Source organism: Rhizobium sp. KNZ14-9A (assembly GCF_056755015.1).
In genome coordinates this window covers 1,135,427-1,152,266 of record NZ_JBPGXB010000004.1, presented here as the reverse complement: position 1 = coordinate 1,152,266, position 16,840 = coordinate 1,135,427, and the positions used below count along the sequence as shown (strand labels likewise).

The 16,840-nt window shown below is 59.2% G+C and carries 17 protein-coding genes; 10 read left to right on the top strand and 7 right to left on the bottom strand.

Features of this window, described 5'->3' with window-relative positions:
* Positions 1 to 169: 169 nt before the first annotated feature.
* Positions 170 to 649: a carboxymuconolactone decarboxylase family protein gene (locus tag ACR9ZQ_RS35605; protein ID WP_310382618.1), complete on the top strand. Its 480-nt coding sequence runs from the start codon at positions 170 to 172 to the stop codon at positions 647 to 649.
* Between the two features lie 77 nt (positions 650 to 726).
* Here the strand turns inward: ACR9ZQ_RS35605 and ACR9ZQ_RS35600 are convergent, their stop codons facing one another.
* The 3 genes from ACR9ZQ_RS35600 to ACR9ZQ_RS35590 all read right to left on the bottom strand — a co-directional run bounded on the left by ACR9ZQ_RS35600 (position 727) and on the right by ACR9ZQ_RS35590 (position 2,843).
* Positions 727 to 1,014 (bottom strand): GNAT family N-acetyltransferase, encoded by a 288-nt coding sequence (locus ACR9ZQ_RS35600; RefSeq protein WP_481430116.1) that lies wholly within the window; start codon positions 1,012 to 1,014, stop codon positions 727 to 729.
* A gap of 118 nt (positions 1,015 to 1,132) precedes the next feature.
* On the bottom strand, positions 1,133 to 1,819 hold the full coding sequence (locus tag ACR9ZQ_RS35595) for an MgtC/SapB family protein (protein ID WP_310382737.1): 687 nt from the start codon (positions 1,817 to 1,819) through the stop codon (positions 1,133 to 1,135).
* A 91-nt stretch (positions 1,820 to 1,910) separates the two neighbouring features.
* Positions 1,911 to 2,843: a hydrogen peroxide-inducible genes activator gene (locus ACR9ZQ_RS35590; protein ID WP_310382620.1), complete on the bottom strand. Its 933-nt coding sequence runs from the start codon at positions 2,841 to 2,843 to the stop codon at positions 1,911 to 1,913.
* A gap of 190 nt (positions 2,844 to 3,033) precedes the next feature.
* Between ACR9ZQ_RS35590 and katG the strand changes: the two genes are divergently transcribed.
* Both katG and ACR9ZQ_RS35580 read left to right on the top strand, forming a co-directional pair.
* Positions 3,034 to 5,217, top strand: coding sequence for a catalase/peroxidase HPI (katG, locus tag ACR9ZQ_RS35585; protein ID WP_481430115.1), 2,184 nt, complete (start codon positions 3,034 to 3,036; stop codon positions 5,215 to 5,217).
* A gap of 372 nt (positions 5,218 to 5,589) precedes the next feature.
* On the top strand, positions 5,590 to 7,395 hold the full coding sequence (locus tag ACR9ZQ_RS35580) for a diguanylate cyclase (protein WP_481430114.1): 1,806 nt from the start codon (positions 5,590 to 5,592) through the stop codon (positions 7,393 to 7,395).
* A gap of 25 nt (positions 7,396 to 7,420) precedes the next feature.
* On the opposite strand, the gene ACR9ZQ_RS35575 is transcribed toward ACR9ZQ_RS35580, so the two are convergent.
* The 4 genes from ACR9ZQ_RS35575 to ACR9ZQ_RS35560 form a co-directional block, all read right to left on the bottom strand.
* Positions 7,421 to 7,621, bottom strand: a complete 201-nt coding sequence (locus ACR9ZQ_RS35575; RefSeq protein ID WP_310382623.1) for a hypothetical protein — start codon at positions 7,619 to 7,621, stop codon at positions 7,421 to 7,423.
* Between the two features lie 139 nt (positions 7,622 to 7,760).
* Positions 7,761 to 8,780, bottom strand: coding sequence for a quaternary amine ABC transporter ATP-binding protein (locus ACR9ZQ_RS35570; RefSeq protein WP_310382624.1), 1,020 nt, complete (start codon positions 8,778 to 8,780; stop codon positions 7,761 to 7,763).
* Positions 8,773 to 9,660, bottom strand: a complete 888-nt coding sequence (locus ACR9ZQ_RS35565) for an ABC transporter permease (protein WP_310382625.1) — start codon at positions 9,658 to 9,660, stop codon at positions 8,773 to 8,775. Before ACR9ZQ_RS35565 ends, ACR9ZQ_RS35570 begins: the two co-directional genes overlap by 8 nt.
* A gap of 105 nt (positions 9,661 to 9,765) precedes the next feature.
* Positions 9,766 to 10,764 (bottom strand): ABC transporter substrate-binding protein, encoded by a 999-nt coding sequence (locus ACR9ZQ_RS35560; RefSeq protein ID WP_481430113.1) that lies wholly within the window; start codon positions 10,762 to 10,764, stop codon positions 9,766 to 9,768.
* Between the two features lie 492 nt (positions 10,765 to 11,256).
* Here ACR9ZQ_RS35560 and ACR9ZQ_RS35555 point away from each other — a divergent pair, with 492 nt between their 5' ends.
* The 7 genes from ACR9ZQ_RS35555 (at position 11,257) to ACR9ZQ_RS35525 (ending at position 16,680) form a co-directional block, all read left to right on the top strand.
* On the top strand, positions 11,257 to 12,045 hold the full coding sequence (locus ACR9ZQ_RS35555) for a GntR family transcriptional regulator (RefSeq protein WP_310382627.1): 789 nt from the start codon (positions 11,257 to 11,259) through the stop codon (positions 12,043 to 12,045).
* Positions 12,035 to 12,871 carry a 5-dehydro-4-deoxy-D-glucuronate isomerase gene (kduI, locus tag ACR9ZQ_RS35550; RefSeq protein ID WP_481430112.1) on the top strand — a complete coding sequence of 279 codons (837 nt, stop codon included), beginning with the start codon at positions 12,035 to 12,037 and terminating at the stop codon, positions 12,869 to 12,871. Before ACR9ZQ_RS35555 ends, kduI begins: the two co-directional genes overlap by 11 nt.
* 5 nt (positions 12,872 to 12,876) lie before the next feature.
* A complete protein-coding gene (gene kduD / locus ACR9ZQ_RS35545) occupies positions 12,877 to 13,632 on the top strand; it encodes a 2-dehydro-3-deoxy-D-gluconate 5-dehydrogenase KduD (RefSeq protein ID WP_310382629.1) in 756 nt (251 codons plus the stop codon).
* 87 nt (positions 13,633 to 13,719) lie between these two features.
* Complete coding sequence (locus ACR9ZQ_RS35540; RefSeq protein ID WP_310382738.1) at positions 13,720 to 14,403, top strand: amino acid ABC transporter permease; 684 nt, start codon at positions 13,720 to 13,722, stop codon at positions 14,401 to 14,403.
* 8 nt (positions 14,404 to 14,411) lie between these two features.
* Positions 14,412 to 15,065: an amino acid ABC transporter permease gene (locus ACR9ZQ_RS35535; RefSeq protein WP_310382630.1), complete on the top strand. Its 654-nt coding sequence runs from the start codon at positions 14,412 to 14,414 to the stop codon at positions 15,063 to 15,065.
* Complete coding sequence (locus ACR9ZQ_RS35530) at positions 15,049 to 15,777, top strand: amino acid ABC transporter ATP-binding protein (protein WP_113320153.1); 729 nt, start codon at positions 15,049 to 15,051, stop codon at positions 15,775 to 15,777. Before ACR9ZQ_RS35535 ends, ACR9ZQ_RS35530 begins: the two co-directional genes overlap by 17 nt.
* A gap of 108 nt (positions 15,778 to 15,885) precedes the next feature.
* Entirely contained in the window at positions 15,886 to 16,680 is a 795-nt protein-coding gene (locus tag ACR9ZQ_RS35525) for a transporter substrate-binding domain-containing protein (protein WP_481430111.1), read from the top strand.
* Positions 16,681 to 16,840: the final 160 nt, after the last annotated feature.

Genomic DNA, 16,840 nt, shown 5'->3' with positions numbered 1-16,840 from the left:
CCGAAATCTCGGTCAGCCACCGCGACTGACAAGGCCGCCTGAGCTCATCCCCCAACCGATGGTTAGCTACCGTTTTTCCGTGCGCTTGCTACTCATTTTGTGACCGCATGCAGGCGCTTGCCTCGGCGGTCGGCTCCCCAAATCAGTAATTTTGAAGGACGAGGATGACATGATGCAAAGACTGAATTACGCCCAACTTTCGCCGGAACTCGTTAAAAAGCTGACCGCCTTTACCATGGAACTGAAAGAGAGTTCCATCGAGCAGACGATAAAGGATTTGGTCGAAATCCGCGCGTCCCAGATCAATGGCTGCAGCTTCTGCGTGGACATGCATTCCAAGGAAGCAAAGATCCACGGCGAACGCGAACTCCGTCTCTATCACGTCGCCGCCTGGCGTGAATCGACGCTGTTCAGCCCGCGCGAGCGTGCAGCGCTTGCCTGGACCGAAGCGGTTACCAAGCTCTCCGACACCGGGGTTCCTGACGAACTCTATGAGAAGGTCCGCGGCCAGCTTTCCGAGAAGGAAGTTTCCGATCTGACCTTCCAGGTCATGGCCATCAACGCATGGAACCGGATCAGCGTTGCGGTCAAGGCCGTGCCGGGCTCGGCCGATAAGCTTTACGGTCTGGACAGGGCTGGGCTGGAATAAAGCGATCGGCCAATATCGCGGTCGTATGGGAATGCGGCCGCGAGGGATTGAGCCCGTGTAACTGCTGCCGGCGTCTATCAGCCAGTGATCAGATCATTGTGTTCCGGGTGCTTTGCGGCGTAGCGCGCCATGAACTCGCATTGTGGGACGACCTTCTGGCCGTTTTCTCTGATCAGCGCGAAAACCCCATCAGCAAGCTTCGTTCCGATTCCGGCGCCAGAATATTCGAACGGAACTTCGGTGTGGGTAAGGACGATCTTGTCGCCTTCCATCCTATAGTAGGCCATGGCCATTGCATCAGTGTTGATTGGCAGCTCATAGCGCTGCATCCGGCTGTTGTTCTGAACAAGAAGCGGCAAGGTCATTCTCCGTTCTATGGTGGCGTCAGCCTTCCGTCATCTCCCAGTTTCGTCAACACAAACGATCGTTTGGCTAGTCATCGTGCTTCCAAACACCTCACATGCCCCACGTGAAGCCGATGCTCTATGTTAGAGTGGTGCGATGCTCAAAGCGCGTAACGCGGAAATTCTGTTCCAGCGATGCAGCAATGTGATCCGCGCCTGGAACGCCGCGAACGGATTTCCACCTGATATCGTAGATTAGCTCGCGATGTCCGTCGTCGAAATCCCTGAGCCCCGTGAAGCTTGCTTCGGAGAGTGCAGGCGTTGCCGCCGTCACATCTGGAATCCCCGCCCCGCCTTCCAGTTTGATCGCGACGGTGCCTTTCTGCTCGCCTGAAATCCAGCGGTCCACATGCTTGAGTGGAGAGAGGATCAGCACCGCCAGAATGGTCACGATGGCGCCGACCGCGATCTGCCCGCCGCCAAAACACAGGCCGATTGCCGTTATCAGCCATAAAGTCGCAGCGGTGGTGACGCCAGTTGCGATGTCGCCGCGCCGCAGGATCGCGCCTCCGCCGATGAAGCCCACGCCGGTAAGGATGCCGAGCGGGAAGCGCAGGATATCCATCGAACCGTTTACGCTTTGGCTCGTCGCCAGGAGGATATTCGCCTGGATCATCGAAAGGCAGGCGGCGAGCCCAACGAGGATGGTCGTGCGCAATCCCGCGGGATGTCCGCCTCGCTCCCTGTCGAGGCCGATGAATGCGCCGGCGATGACCGTTGCTGCCAGACGGAGCGCAATGTCCGTCCAGTTCGGCGCCATGGGCATCAGTTCGATCAGATCCAACTCAGCCGCTCCCCTGTTATTAGTGCAGGAAGCTAGTGCGCGACCGGCGGACCGGCCAGTGGGACAGCTAAAATCACCCTTCGATACCGGGTCGTGTGGGATCGGCGTGTTGATGCAGGCTTGCGGCCGAGTGGCGGATAACCTCCGAAATCTGCAGCAGTTGTTTAACCAGAGGCGTCGAATTGCGCCAGATGATGCCGATCGTTCTTAAGGGCTGGGGTCTGCGGAACCGGGAGATGGAAACATCTGCCGAGCGCGTCTCCACCGGCACCGCCATTTCCGGGATCAGGGTGACACCGATGCCGGCGCTGACCATTTGCACCAGCGTCGAAAGCGAGCTGCCCTCCATGATTTCCCGTGGGCGCGTCGATTGTATGCCACAGAAGGACAGGGCCTGATCACGAAAGCAGTGGCCTTCTTCCAAAAGAAGCAAGCGCATTTCGCGCAAGGCTTCGGGTTCCGGCACGGGCTTGCCTTCGTCCTCGCGATGCCGGACCAGCAGGAACTCCTCTTCAAACAGCTTGATCTCGGTTAACGACGGTTCCGATACGGGCAATGCGACGACCGCCAGGTCCAGTTCGCCCTGCGCCACTTCATGCACCAGTCTCGCCGTCAGCGTCTCGCGCACCTGTATTTCAATATTGTCGAAGCTCCTGTTCAGATCGCTGATAATTGCCGGCAGCAGATAGGGGGCTATGGTCGGAATGATCCCGATTCTGAGCCGTGTCAGCAGCCTGTCCTGTGACGCGCGGGCGAGATCTCCAAGTTCGTCAACAGCACGCAGAATATCGCGAACCCTGAGCCCAAAGAGTTGTCCGAAGGCGGTCAGCCTGACCTCCCGTGCACCGCGTTCGAAAAGATTCCCGCCCAACTCCTCTTCAAGCTCCTTGATTTGCATGGACAAAGCGGGCTGGGAAATCGCGCAGGCATCGGCCGCATGCCGGAACCGGCCATGACGTGCCAGGGCTTCAAAGTAACGAAGCTGTTTCAGTGTAACATTGGTCATAAGGTGAACTTATCGCGCTCATCAGTAAATCCAACTTAAAATTATCACACGCTTCCGATAAAAGGAAATAGAGGGAGGATGCGTGCCGACTCCGGTTGAACCGGAGTGAGGTGCAGGCACGCAATCAGGCCCAATAGTTTAACGGACAAGGCGGCTGTCGAACGGTCGTCTGGAGCAATAGGAGAAAACTATGGACCAGAAACCTGACAGCGCGGGCAAATGTCCCGTTGATCATTCGGGAACACGTCGCAGAGGCAATCGTGACTGGTGGCCGAACCAGCTCGACCTGCAGATGCTTCACCATCATTCCGGTCTTTCCGACCCGCTGGGCAAGGATTTCGACTATGCGGAAGAGTTCAAAAAGCTCGATCTTGATGCGGTGAAGAAGGATCTTCATGCGCTGATGACAGATTCGCAGGATTGGTGGCCGGCAGACTTCGGTCACTACGGCGGTCTCTTCATCCGCATGGCCTGGCACAGCGCAGGCACCTATCGCATCACTGACGGTCGCGGCGGCGCCGGTCAGGGCCAGCAGCGTTTTGCGCCTCTCAACAGCTGGCCTGACAACGTCAACCTCGACAAGGCTCGCCGCCTGCTCTGGCCGATCAAGCAGAAATATGGCAACAGCATTTCCTGGGCCGACCTGCTGATCCTCACCGGCAACGTCGCGCTCGAATCCATGGGTTTCAAGACCTTTGGTTTCGCCGGCGGCCGCGCCGACGTCTGGGAGCCGGAAGAGCTCTACTGGGGTCCGGAAGGCACCTGGCTGGGTGACGAGCGCTATAGCGGCGAACGCGAACTGGCAGAGCCGCTCGGCGCCGTGCAGATGGGCCTCATCTATGTCAACCCGGAGGGCCCGAACGGTACTCCCGATCCGCTCGCATCCGCCCGCGACATTCGCGAAACCTTCGCCCGCATGGCGATGAATGACGAAGAAACCGTGGCACTGATCGCCGGCGGCCACACGTTCGGCAAGACGCACGGTGCCGGCGATCCGTCCTTTGTCGGTGTCGATCCCGAAGGTGGCGAGATCGAAGCCCAGGGGCTCGGCTGGACGAGCAAGTTCAACAGCGGCGTCGGCCGCGATGCGATCGGCAGCGGTCTGGAAGTTACTTGGACGACGACCCCTACCAGGTGGAGCAATAATTTCTTTTGGAACCTGTTCGGCTATGAATGGGAGTTGGAAAAGAGCCCAGGCGGTGCCCACCAGTGGGTCGCAAAGGGCGCTGGTGCAACGATCCCTGATGCCTTCGATTCTTCGAAGAAGCACCTGCCGCGAATGCTCACTTCCGACCTCGCATTGCGCGTCGACCCTGCCTACGAGAAGATCTCGCGCCGCTTCCTCGAAAACCCGGATCAGTTCGCGGACGCCTTTGCTCGCGCCTGGTTCAAGCTCACCCACCGCGATATGGGCCCGAAGGTCCGCTATCTCGGCAAGGAAGTTCCGGCAGAAGACTTGATCTGGCAGGATGTCATCCCGGCCGTCGATCATCCCCTTATCGACGATGAGGATATCGCCGACCTCAAGGTCAAGGTCGCAGCCTCCGGTCTCACCGTTCAGGAACTCGTCTCGACCGCATGGGCGTCCGCTTCGAGCTTCCGCGGCTCCGACAAGCGCGGCGGTGCCAATGGCGCGCGCATCCGCCTCGCTCCGCAGAAGGATTGGGAAGTCAACGAACCGGCTCAGCTCGCCAAGGTTCTCGGCACTCTCGAAGGCATCCAGAAGGACTTCAATGCAGCCCAGACCGACGGCAAGAAGGTCTCGCTCGCCGACTTGATCGTGCTTGCGGGTGCAGCTGGTGTCGAAAAGGCGGCCAAGGCCGGTGGCCATGACATCGTCGTGCCGTTCACGCCGGGCCGCATGGATGCATCACAGGAGCAGACGGATGTTGCTTCCTTCGCAGCGCTTGAGCCGCGTGCCGACGGGTTCCGCAACTACGTCAACAGCAACCGCCTGCAGTTCCTGAAGCCGGAAGAAGCCCTCGTCGATCGCGCCCAGCTGCTGACGCTGACCGCGCCTGAAATGACGGTTCTCGTCGGTGGCCTGCGCGTGCTCACGGCCGGCAAGCCGGAACATGGCGTCTTCACCGCGCATCCGGAAGTGCTGACGAACGACTTCTTCGTCAACCTGCTCGACATGGGCACGGTCTGGGCTCCGGTCGCCGGCAAGGACGGTGTTTATGAAGGCCGCGACCGCAAGACCAATGCGGCCAAGTGGACCGGTACTCGCATCGACCTGATCTTCGGCTCGCATTCGCAGCTTCGCGCGCTTGCGGAAGTCTACGGCCAGTCCGATGCCAAGACGAAGTTCGTAAAGGACTTCGTTGCCGCATGGAACAAGGTCATGAACGCCGATCGTTTCGATCTCGTCTGATTGAAAAACCTGTCTGGACGCGGCGTCTCCGCCGCGTCCAGACGTCAAATGCAGTGAACATCGCTGTTCGCTTGTTGTGCACTCGATCGTCCGTTGCAGCTGGCCAGCCAGGCACACTGCAACTACCTCTTGAAACAAATCCGACAAAGGGCGGCCCACAGGCCGGATCAGTTACACAAAACTGATTGATTGAGACCATTCGATATCGACCTACCGCGCTGCGATTGCCAAGAGCCATGCCCGCCGCTACGCCATTTTGCAGCTATTGCTCGATTCAGATTTTCCCGCTTTTTCGCAAACCGTATACTGCCACAGTATTATGTTAGAGGTTTCTTTAATTCCCCTTCAATCCGATTTCGCTATCATGGCCATATGAGAATAAGCACCATCACCAACTGGGCCTACGGCATAACCGTGATCCTCACGGCGCTTTCGGCCGTTGCTTTCATCATGTCGTCGCGCAGTGCCGAGGACGAGCGGCGTGCGGTTGAGGAACATCTCGCTCTCGATACGCTGACCGAACAGCTTGAGATGGGTGCCGAAGTCTCCAGCGATGAAGCGAGGCTCTACGTCATGCGCGGCGAACAGCGCCACCTCGATGCCTTCAAGGCGGACGAGGAAATCGAACGGCGGCACGAAGCCGAGGCCCGGCAGATTGCGGCAAGGGACATATCCGCTGTGGAGCGGAATATTCTCGATGGCATAGTCAACCAGGCTGAGGCACTTGACGCGGTGGAAGCCGCCGCTGTCGATACTTTCCAGAGGGGGGACAGACAGGCAGCGCAGCAAACACTTTTCGGGCCGGAACATGAGCGGTTGCAAACCGCTCTCCTGGAGTCTGCCGCACATCTGCGCGATATCACGGCGACACGCACGGGAGCAGCACTCGACGATGCACGCCGGCGCAGCGACCAATGGAGCCTTGTCGCCAAGATCATGCTGGCGATAACCGGTCTGCTCTTCCTTGCGGTGCTCTACTTCATCCTGCGGCGCCGTGTGGCCATGCCTCTGGTGCGCATGACCGGCATCGTTACCCGGCTCGCCAGGCAGGATTACGCGGTCGAGGTCCCTGACGACCACCGCCGCGATGAAATAGGCGAGATGAACGAGGCCATCCAGATCTTTCGCGAAAACGGGCTTGAGCGTGAACGCCTGGATGCGGAGCGGCGGGCTGACCAGCATACCAAGGATCTCATCCTGCAGATGATGCATCGCCTTCAGGCTTGTGAAAATCAACATGAGCTGGCCGATGTCGTCGCGCGCTTCGCGCCGCAGATCTTTCCAGGCATTGCCGGAAGTCTTTATATCCTCGACGAGGATAAGTCCGCTCTCGCGCAAGCCGGCACGTGGCTGGAGCCTGTCAACGCGCAGGCGGCCTTTGCGGCCAATGCCTGCTGGGCTCTGCGACGCGGCCGGCCGCATAGGAGCGGCACTGGCGACGGCGATGTGCCCTGCCAGCATGTCGAGGGGAGTGGTGTTGCGGCCTCCTGTTTCCCGTTGACGGCACAGGGTGATATGATCGGTCTCCTCTATCTCGAGGAGCGTCACGCGCAGACGCCAGTGCTGGACAATGTCCGCCTCTATCTGGAGCTGATTGCCGAGAATGTAGGGTTGGCGGTCGCCAATCTGCAGTTTCGTGAAAAGCTGACTGATCTTGCTATCCGCGATCCGTTGACCGCGCTCTTCAACCGCCGTTTCCTCGACGACACGCTGCATCGGCGTGGGCGCGACAATGGCCAAGAGCCACTCGCCTGCCTGATGATCGACATCGATCACTTCAAGCGTTTCAACGACAAGTTCGGTCACGATGCCGGCGACATGGTCATGCAATATGTCGGGCAGGTCCTGCGCAGCGCTGTCGCCGATATCGGCAACGCATTCCGTTTTGGCGGGGAGGAGTTTACCATATTGCTGCCTGACTGCAGCGAAGAGCATGGTTTCGAATTCGCCGAAAAATTACGCGCGCAGATCGGCGGCGCGGCACTTTCATACTCAGGTCAGATCATTGGCGCAGTGACGGTATCAATCGGCGTGGCGGTGTCACCTGCAGAAGGCGCAGTCGATACGCTGGTCAGTCGCGCCGACGCGGCTCTTCTCGACGCCAAAGCCAAGGGCCGCAATAAGACTGTTCTGGCAAGCAATTTGAGCAGGCGATCGCAGGAAACGCTACGCGCCTGATATCGGCAAAGAGGCAGTATGCCGGTCAGTTGCCGGTGACGCCATGCGGCGCATGTTCGGCGATCTCGCGGGCTGCGCCGTAGTCGCGCTCGTGGGCGGAGCGGAAGCGATGTTCGGTGCGGCCGGTCAGATCACGATAGTAGCGGTCGGTCATGCCATCGGCATAGGTGCCGGTATCGGCGTCGAAGTCTTCAGTCGACGGCTTGATCGAGAAAAATTTGAACATCTTCGAGGTCCTCCACAGCGTGCTATCAATCCGGACGTGTCGTTCGGTTCCTTCTCCAAGATCATTATAACGAAAAAATTAACCATGTTTAAACAAACGGCATGTGTTTGGCTGCATGCCGTCTGATTGCTTAAGATTTTCATGCCTGGTGCAAAAGCAGCGCCAGCAACTGCTGCAGCGAAACGCCGCCCAGCGGCTGACCCTCCTGTGATATGACAGCGGCAGAGGAGACGTCAGCGCGAGACATTTCCCGCAATGCCCCTTCGATATCCATATCTTCCGAAAGCTGCAGCTGGCTTTCGACCGGGATTTGTTTCGCGACGGCACCGATCTTGATGACCCGGCCGCGATTGACCTCCTTCACGAAGGCGGCAATGTAATCATTGGCGGGATTGAGGACGATTTCCGCCGCCGAACCCTGCTGGATGACTTCACCGTCGCGCAGGATGGCGATTTTCTCGCCGAGCCGGAGAGCTTCATCGAGATCGTGGGTGATGAAGACGACCGTTTTCTTCAGGTCCTTCTGCAGATCGAGGAGGACGGTCTGCATGTCGACGCGGATCAGCGGATCGAGCGCCGAATAGGCCTCGTCCATCAGCAGGATTTCGGCATCATTGGTGAGTGCTCGCGCCAGGCCGACACGCTGCTGCATGCCACCGGAGAGCTGGTTCGGATAGTGCCCATCAAAGCCCTCCAGGCCGACGCGCTTGATCCAGGCATTGGCCCGTTCCTCACGCTCTGCCTTCGCGACGCCCTGGATTTCTAGACCGTAGACGGTGTTCTGCAGCACGTTGCGATGCGGCAGCAGGCCGAAACGCTGGAAGACCATCGCGGTCTTCCGGCGGCGGAATTCACGAAGCTGCAAGGCATCCATGCGGCAGACATCCTCGCCGCCACAGAGGACTTCGCCCGAAGTTGGGTCGATTAGCCGGTTGATGTGGCGGATCAGCGTCGATTTGCCCGAGCCGGAAAGACCCATGATGACGGTGATCTTACCGCCGGGGATGGTGATGTTGATGTCTTTCAGCCCAAGCACGTGACCATGCACTTTATTGAGCTCGGTCTTCGACATGCCCTTGCTGACGGCTTCCACATAGTCGCGGCCACGCGGGCCGAAGATCTTGAAGAGGCTCCGGATCTCGATCGAATTACTAGCCATGCACGATCTCCCGGTGCTTCTGGAGTCGCAGGCCATAGGCCTGACTGATCCGGTCGAAAATGATGGCAATGCCGACGATTGCGAGACCGTTGAAGACGCCGAGGGTGAAATACTGGTTGGAGATGGCCTTGAGAACCGGCTGGCCAAGCCCTTGAACGCCGATCATGGAGGCGATGACCACCATGGCGAGCGCCATCATGATTGTCTGGTTGATGCCGGCCATGATGGTTGGCAGCGCCAGCGGCAGCTGGACGTTGCGAAGCTTCTGCCAGCTCGACGAACCGAAGGCATCGGCTGCCTCCAGCACATTCTCGTCCACCATGCGAATGCCGAGATTGGTGAGGCGGATCATCGGCGGCAGGGCGTAGATGACGACGGCAATGACACCAGGCACGCGACCGATGCCGAGAAGCATGACGACGGGGATCAGGTAGACGAAGCTCGGCATGGTCTGCATGACGTCGAGGATCGGATTGACGATCCTCTGCATCGTATTCGACCGTGCCATCAGGATGCCGAGTGGCAGGCCGATCACGATCGAAAGCACGGTACAGACGAAGATCATCGACACGGTCTTCATCGTATCTTGCCACATGTCGAAATAGCCGATGACGAGAAGCGTCAAAACGCAGCCGATAACGACCTTCCAGCTGCGGCTGGCAAACCAGGCAATGGCGGCAAAAACAATCAGAATGATTGGCCAGGGTGTGCCGGTCAGCAGCCGTTCGGCCCAGATAAGAAAACTCTGCAGCGGGCTGAAGGCTGCTTCGATGCTGTCGCCATAGGCGCGTGTGAAGGCACGAAATCCTTCATCGACGCTCTTCTTCAGCTCGCGCAGCACGTCGTCATTCATTGTCGGAAATTTCCAGAGCCAATCCATAGCCGTTCCCAAAATAGATAGCGGCGGCGGCCGATTGTTGTTTTGGCCGTCGCGCCGAAGGATTGTCTGGGCAGCGGCAAGGCTGCCCATGTCATGTCTGAGTGATTAGAGCGAAGCCTTGATCTTTTCGGCGGCTTCCGGCGAGACCCAGTCCTTCCAGAGGGGCTCATTATTCTTCAGGAAGTATTTGGCGCCGTCTTCGCCGGTTGCCTGATTGTCGGTCATCCAGGCGATCAGCTTGTTGACGGTGTCATTGGTCCAGGCGCGCTTCTTCAGGTAATCGATGGCAGGGCCGCCGCGATCGGCAAAACTCTTGCTGATCAGCGTCTGCACATCATCGGCCGGCCAGGCATTCGGCTTGGGATCGGCGCAATCGGCAACCGAGGTGCAACGCTTCCATTCGGCCGCGTCATATTCCGTGCCGTATCCGAGCTTGACCATCTCATATTTGCCGAGCAGCGAGGTCGGTGCCCAATAATAGCCGACCCAGGGCTGCTTGCTTTCATAGGCCTTGGCGATCGAGCCATCGAGTCCTGCGGCAGACCCGGTGTCAACGAGCGTAAAGCCTGCTTTCTCAGCATCATAGGCCTTGAAGAGCTGCGCGGTGACGACAGTGCCGCCCCAGCCCTGAGGGCCGTTGAAGACCGCGCCCTTGCTCTTGTCTTCCGGTGCCGGGAAGAGTTCGGGATGCTTGAGAAGGTCGGGGATGGTCTTAACGTCGGGATGGGCGTCGGCGATGTATTTGGGGATCCACCAGCCCTGGATTGCGCCATCGGAGAGGATCTTAGCGCCTTCGACGACCTTGCCGCCTTCAAGGCCACGCTTCACCAGTTCCGGCTGAAGGCTGACCCAGGCTTCCGGGGCGATATCCGGTTCGCCTTTTTCTGCCATGGAGGTCAGAGTAGGGACGGTATCGCCAGTGACGATTTCGGCCGTGCAGCCGTACCCTTCCTCAAGAATGATTTTGTCGAGGCTTGCGGCCACTTCCGCGGACTGCCAGTTCATGCTCGCGATCGTGACATTACCGCAATCGGCTGCAAAAACGCTGCCGCTCGCGAGCATCGTGCCGGCTGCGAAGATGGTGGATGCCAAAAGTACTTTCATTTTTTTGTTCCCTCTGGTCGCGGTGCATCCTTAACCCGGGCGCCGGCGGCACCGCGTGCGCCGACCCTTGCATTGAGCCTGCTTTAGGACCGCAACGGCCATTCTGGTTGCGTCAGAAAATGGCGTATTAGAGCCTTCTTTCAAGGCTGTCTTAAATACGGCGTCGCTGACGGAATGATGGTGTGGCGTAGTCGCGCCGCGGTTGTGCATTTCGTTCGAAGAGTTCATCGGCTAGGTGCTCGGACCACCATTCAATTGGGACAGATGGTTCGCGAGAATCGCTTCGAACAGATCGCTCAACACTCTCGTCCTCTGGGCACCTGGCAGATTTCCCACCACGGCTTCGTTTTCCACAACCGCAAAAATACGGCTCATTCACGCGCTTGTCAGAAGTTGGATACTAATATATTACTTTCACACCAGGCCGATGTGGAGGCGGTCCTCGATGATTTCAAACACTCGATTGCTGATCTGTTGCTTGGAAGGAATGCGATGAATTCGCCCTCCGGAATCGCGCGCAAGAAGCGCTCCCTGCAAGGGGTCACGGTGCTTTCGCATCAGCGGGCAGCTGCCCCGCGGGCAGCGACGCTGGTCTATAATGCGCTTCTCGACGACATCGTCTCGCTACGTCGCAAGCCGATGGAACTGCTGAACGAGAAGGAACTCGAAGCGCAGTTCGGCGTCAGCCGCACGCCGATCCGTGAAGCCATCATCCGACTTGCTGATGACGGCCTCGTCGATGTCTTCCCGCAATCCGGCACTTTCGTCTCCCGCATTCCGCGCCGCGCGCTCTACGAAGCGATCCTGGTGCGCAAGGCGCTGGAGGATACGACGGTTTCGATCGCGGTCGAGAAGATGACGCCGGCAGGACTGCGTGCGTTGGAGCGCAATCTCGCTGATCTGGATGCTTGCCACCGTGATGGCGATGTCGCGGCCTTCCACGTCATCGACAATGATTTCCACCAGCTCATCAGCAATATCGCCGGCTTTCCCGGCATCTGGGCGATCATCCAGCAAGTCAAGGTTCATAGCGATCGTTACCGCCTGCTGACGCTGCCGCAGCAGGGCCGTCTGACGCGCGTCATCGAGGAACATGCCGCGGTCATCGATTGCATGCGAGCCGGCGACAAGGACGGCGCGAAGGCGGCGATGGAGTTCCATCTCGGCAAGCTGCTGCACGAAGCCGAAAAGGCCGAGATGCTCGACCCAGCCTATTTCATTGAGGATGCCCCGCACACGGCGGCATCCGGAGGAGAGAAGGACAATTCCAATGCAGATTGACGTACGACACGCCTCCCATCCTGAAGCTGTCCGGGGTTTCGATACGGAAACGCTGCGGCGCCACTTCCTGGTCGAGACGGTTTTTGCGCCTGGCGAGATCAGCCTGACCTATTCGCATTATGACCGCATGGTCATCGGCGGCGCTGCGCCGCTCGGCACGGCTCTCGTACTCACGGCGCCGAAAGCGATCGGTCAGGACACGTTTCTGGCGGAGCGTGAACTTGGCGTGCTGAATGTCGGCAATTCCGGCCGCGTGGTCGTCGATGGCATGATCTACACTCTGGCGAAATATGACTGCCTCTATGTCGGCAAGGGTGCCGTCGATATCAGTTTCGAAAGTGCGGAGGCTGCCGATCCGGCAAAATTCTATCTGGTCTCGACGCCGGCCCATGCAAGCCACCCGACCGTGCTTCTGACGCGCGACAAGGCGCGGCATCTGACGCCGGGCGAGGCGGCAACCGCCAACAAGCGTTCGATCTATCAGTATATCCATCCAGAGGTTTGCCAGTCCTGCCAGCTCACCATGGGCTTCACCAGCCTGGAGACCGGCAGCATCTGGAACACCATGCCGAGCCATACACATGACCGGCGCATGGAAGCCTATCTCTATTTCGACCTCGATGCCGATCAGCGCGTCTTCCATTTCATGGGAAAGCCGCAGGAAACGCGTCACATGCTCGTCGCCAACGAACAGGCCATTATTTCGCCGCCCTGGTCGATCCATTCCGGCGCCGGCACCAAGAATTACAGCTTCATCTGGGCGATGGCCGGCGACAACAAGAGTTTCACCGACATGGATCATATCGCCATCGGCGATCTCAGGTGATGGCGATGCAGGCTCTTTTCGACCTTTCGGGAAAAACTGCCGTCGTCACTGGTGCCAATACCGGCATCGGGCAGGGCATCGCCGTCGCGCTGGCAGAGGCTGGTGCTTCGATCGTCGCCGTCGGCCGTTCCTCGATGGATGAGACCGAAGCCCTGGTGGCGAAGGCGGGTTCGAAATTCCACGTCATCAAGGCCGATCTCGGTACGATCGAACCGGTCAAGCCGATCGTTGCGGAGGCACTGGAACGCCTCGGGGCGCTCGATATCCTCGTCAACAATGCCGGTATCATCCGCCGTGCCGACGCGATCGACTTTACCGAGGAAGACTGGGACGCGGTGATGAACGTCAACCTGAAGACGGCCTTTTTCCTGTCTCAGGCGGCTGCCCGTCACATGCTCGAAAAAGGGCGCGGCAAGATCATCAATATCGCCTCGCTGCTCTCCTTTCAGGGCGGCATCCGCATCCCGTCCTACACGGCCTCGAAGAGCGGCCTTGCAGGTCTGACCCGGCTGCTCGCCTGCGAATGGGCGGGCAAGGGTGTGAACGTCAATGCCATCGCCCCCGGCTATTTCGTAACCAACAACACGACGGCGCTGCGCGAAGATGCCGATCGCAATGCCAGCATCCTGGCCCGCATCCCGGCCGGCCGATGGGGCGAGCCCGGCGATATCGGCGGTGCCGCCGTGTTCCTGGCATCGGCGGCATCCGATTATGTGCACGGCACGGTGCTGCCGGTCGACGGAGGCTGGCTGGCGCGCTGACGCGACAGCCGCGAGGAGACATGACGTTTTCCTGCGGGAAGGCGAGGCTGCGCCAGTGGAGTTGGCGTGGCCGGAATGGAGGAGGACATGCAGTACCAGTTCGATTTTTCGGCCTTGCTGCCCTACTGGAGCGATTTCCTGTCAGGCGCGCTCGTCACGATCGAGATCACCGTCTTTTCGGTGATCATCGGTCTGGTAATCGGCGTTGTCTGCGCGATCGCCCGCCGCTCGACTATCGGGCCGCTGCGTGCCCTCGTCAGTATCTATGTGGAGACCGTGCGCAACACGCCTTTCATCGTGCAGATCTTCTTTATCTTCTTTGGCCTGTCCTCGGTCGGCATCCGTCTACCGATCATTGCGGCCGCCGTTTTCGCCATGGTCATCAATGTCGGGGCCTATACGGCTGAGATCGTACGCGCCGGCATGGATTCCATTCACCCAAGCCAGATCGAGGCGGCTGAAGCGCTTGGCCTGTCAAAGCTACAGATCTATCGCGACATCATCCTTCTGCCGGCGATCGAGCGTGTTTATCCGGCGCTCTCCAGCCAGTTCATCCTGATGATGCTGTCGACCTCGATTGCCTCGCAAATATCCGCCGAGGAGCTGACGGGTGTCGCCAACAACATCCAGTCGAATACGTTCCGATCGTTGGAAACCTACATGGTGGTCGCCGTTCTCTACATCGCCATCACCTATCTGATGCGGGCAGGCTTCTACGGCCTCGGTCTCATCGCCTTCCCGCGCCGTCGCCGGCTCGGCACGTCGCTCTAGAGGTCGCCATGCTCGGTGGGTTTTCCTTCAATCACCTGATCTATCTGCTGGATGGTCTCGTCTGGACGATGGTGCTGTCTGCGCTCGCCTTCCTGCTGGGTGGCATTGCCGGCTTCTTCGTGATGCTCTGCCGCATCTCGCGCTTCCTGTGGGTACGGCGCGCAGCCCTCATCTACATCCAGATCGTTCAGGGCACGCCGCTCCTGATCCAGATGTTCATCCTCTATTTCGGCCTTGGGGTCATCAATATCTCCGTGCCGCCGCTGGTCGCAGCCGGCCTCGGCATGATGATCTATTCGAGCTCCTATCTCGGAGAGATCTGGCGTGGCTCGGTGGAATCCATTTCGCGCACGCAGTTCGAGGCGGCCGAATGCCTCGGCCTGACACGCTGGCAGGCGCTGCGGGACGTGATCCTGCCGCAGGCTCTGAGGATCGCCACGCCTCCGACGGTGGGTTTCCTCGTCCAGCTCGTCAAGAACACCTCGCTCGCCTCGGTCGTCGGCTTCCTGGAGCTGACGCGTGCAGCGCAGGTCATCAACAACTCCCTGTTCCAGCCCTTCCTGGTCTTTGGTATCGCAGCGCTTCTCTACTTCGCTGTCTGCTATCCGTTGTCGGTCTGGAGCCGCTCTCTCGAGAGGAAGCTCAATGTCGGTCGCCGTTAAACTCACCAATGTCGTCAAGCGTTTCGGCGCGCTGGAGGTGCTGAAGGGCGTCTCCTTCGAAATCAACGCCGGAGAAGTGGTGGCGCTGATCGGCCAGTCCGGCTCCGGCAAGAGTACGGCGCTGCGCTGCATCAATCGGCTGGAGACGATCCAGGACGGCTCGATCGAGGTCTGCGGCCATCGCGTCGAAGACCCGAAGCTCGATCTCAGGACATTGCGTCGTGATATCGGCATGGTGTTCCAGAGCTACAATCTCTTCCCGCATATGACGGTCGCGGAAAACATCATGCTGGCACTGCGCCGCGTGAAGGGCATGCGCAAGGACCAGGCCTTCGAGATCGCCAAGCAGGTGCTGGCCAAGGTCGGTCTCTCTGAGAAGATCGATGCCTATCCGGAGCAACTGTCAGGCGGCCAGCAGCAGCGTGTGGCGATTGCCCGCTCGCTCGCCATGCAGCCGAAGGTAATGCTGTTCGACGAGGTGACCTCGGCGCTCGACCCGAAGCTTACGGGCGAGGTGCTGCGCGTCATGGAAGATCTTGCGCGCGGCGGCATGACGATGATCGTCGTCACCCACGAGATGGGTTTTGCCAAGCGCGCCGCCAACCGCGTCATCTACATGCATACCGGCAAGGTCTGGGAGACTGGTGGCGCCGACATTCTGAGCAAACCGCAGACGCCCGAACTCAAGGAATTCATGGCCGCAGAGCTTTAGCCCCCGTCATCGCGGGAGGAAATGCCTGTCCCGGATGAGCCGGCACAGGTTTGACAGGAGGCCCGACAGAGAGCGGGCAGAGGCAATCAGGTAGAGGAGACTTGGAGTATGCCGAAGACAATGATTTCGAAACTGGCACTGTTGGCGGGCACGGGCCTGCTGGCGTTGGCAAGCGTTGCCCATGCCGACGTGCTCGACAATATCAAGAAGGCCGGCAAGGTTCGCATCGCAGTCGCGATGGGCATTCCGGAATATTCCTTCGTCGATGAAAACCTTAAGCCGACCGGCTCGGACGTCGAAACCGCGAAGCTGATTGCCAAGGATCTCGGTGTCGAACTGGAACTGGTGGAAATCACCAATGCTGCTCGTGTTCCCTCCGTGCAGACGGGCAAGGCCGATATGGTCGTCTCTTCGCTCGGCATTACCGAAGAGCGCAAGAAGGCGATCGACTATTCCGTTCCCTATGCGACGCTCGCGCTCGTCGTTGCCGCTCAGCCGAGCGTTGAGATCAAGAACTATGCCGATCTCGGCGGTAAACGCATCGGCGTCACCCGCGCCACAACAAATGACCAGGACATCACGGCCAATGCAAAGGATGCGGATATCGTCCGTTTCGAGGATGACGCAACACTGATCACCTCGGTCGTCTCGGGTCAGGTCGATATTCTCTCCAGCCAGTCGGCTGTCATCAACGGCATCAACAAGAAGATGGCCGATCATCCGCTGCAGGTGAAGTTCACCCAGAAGGAAACCAACCTCGGCATCGGTATTCCGAAGGGCGACGCCGGCCTCAAGACTTGGCTCGACCAGTGGGTGAAGACCAATTTCGACAACAAGGTGCTGCGCGATATCTATCGCAAGTACCACAATGCAGAACTGCCCGACGATCTGACCTCGCGTTGATCGGATAGAAGCGTTGGCGCCTGAGGGCGCTCGCCCTCGAAGATCGGTCACTTCCACCAATCCTGTCGCCGCGGCCCTCGGGCCGCGGCGTTCGATTTTATGCGCCTGAATATCCAGCCTGTGATACGCCCTGCGTCCATCGATACCCACGGCGACTTTG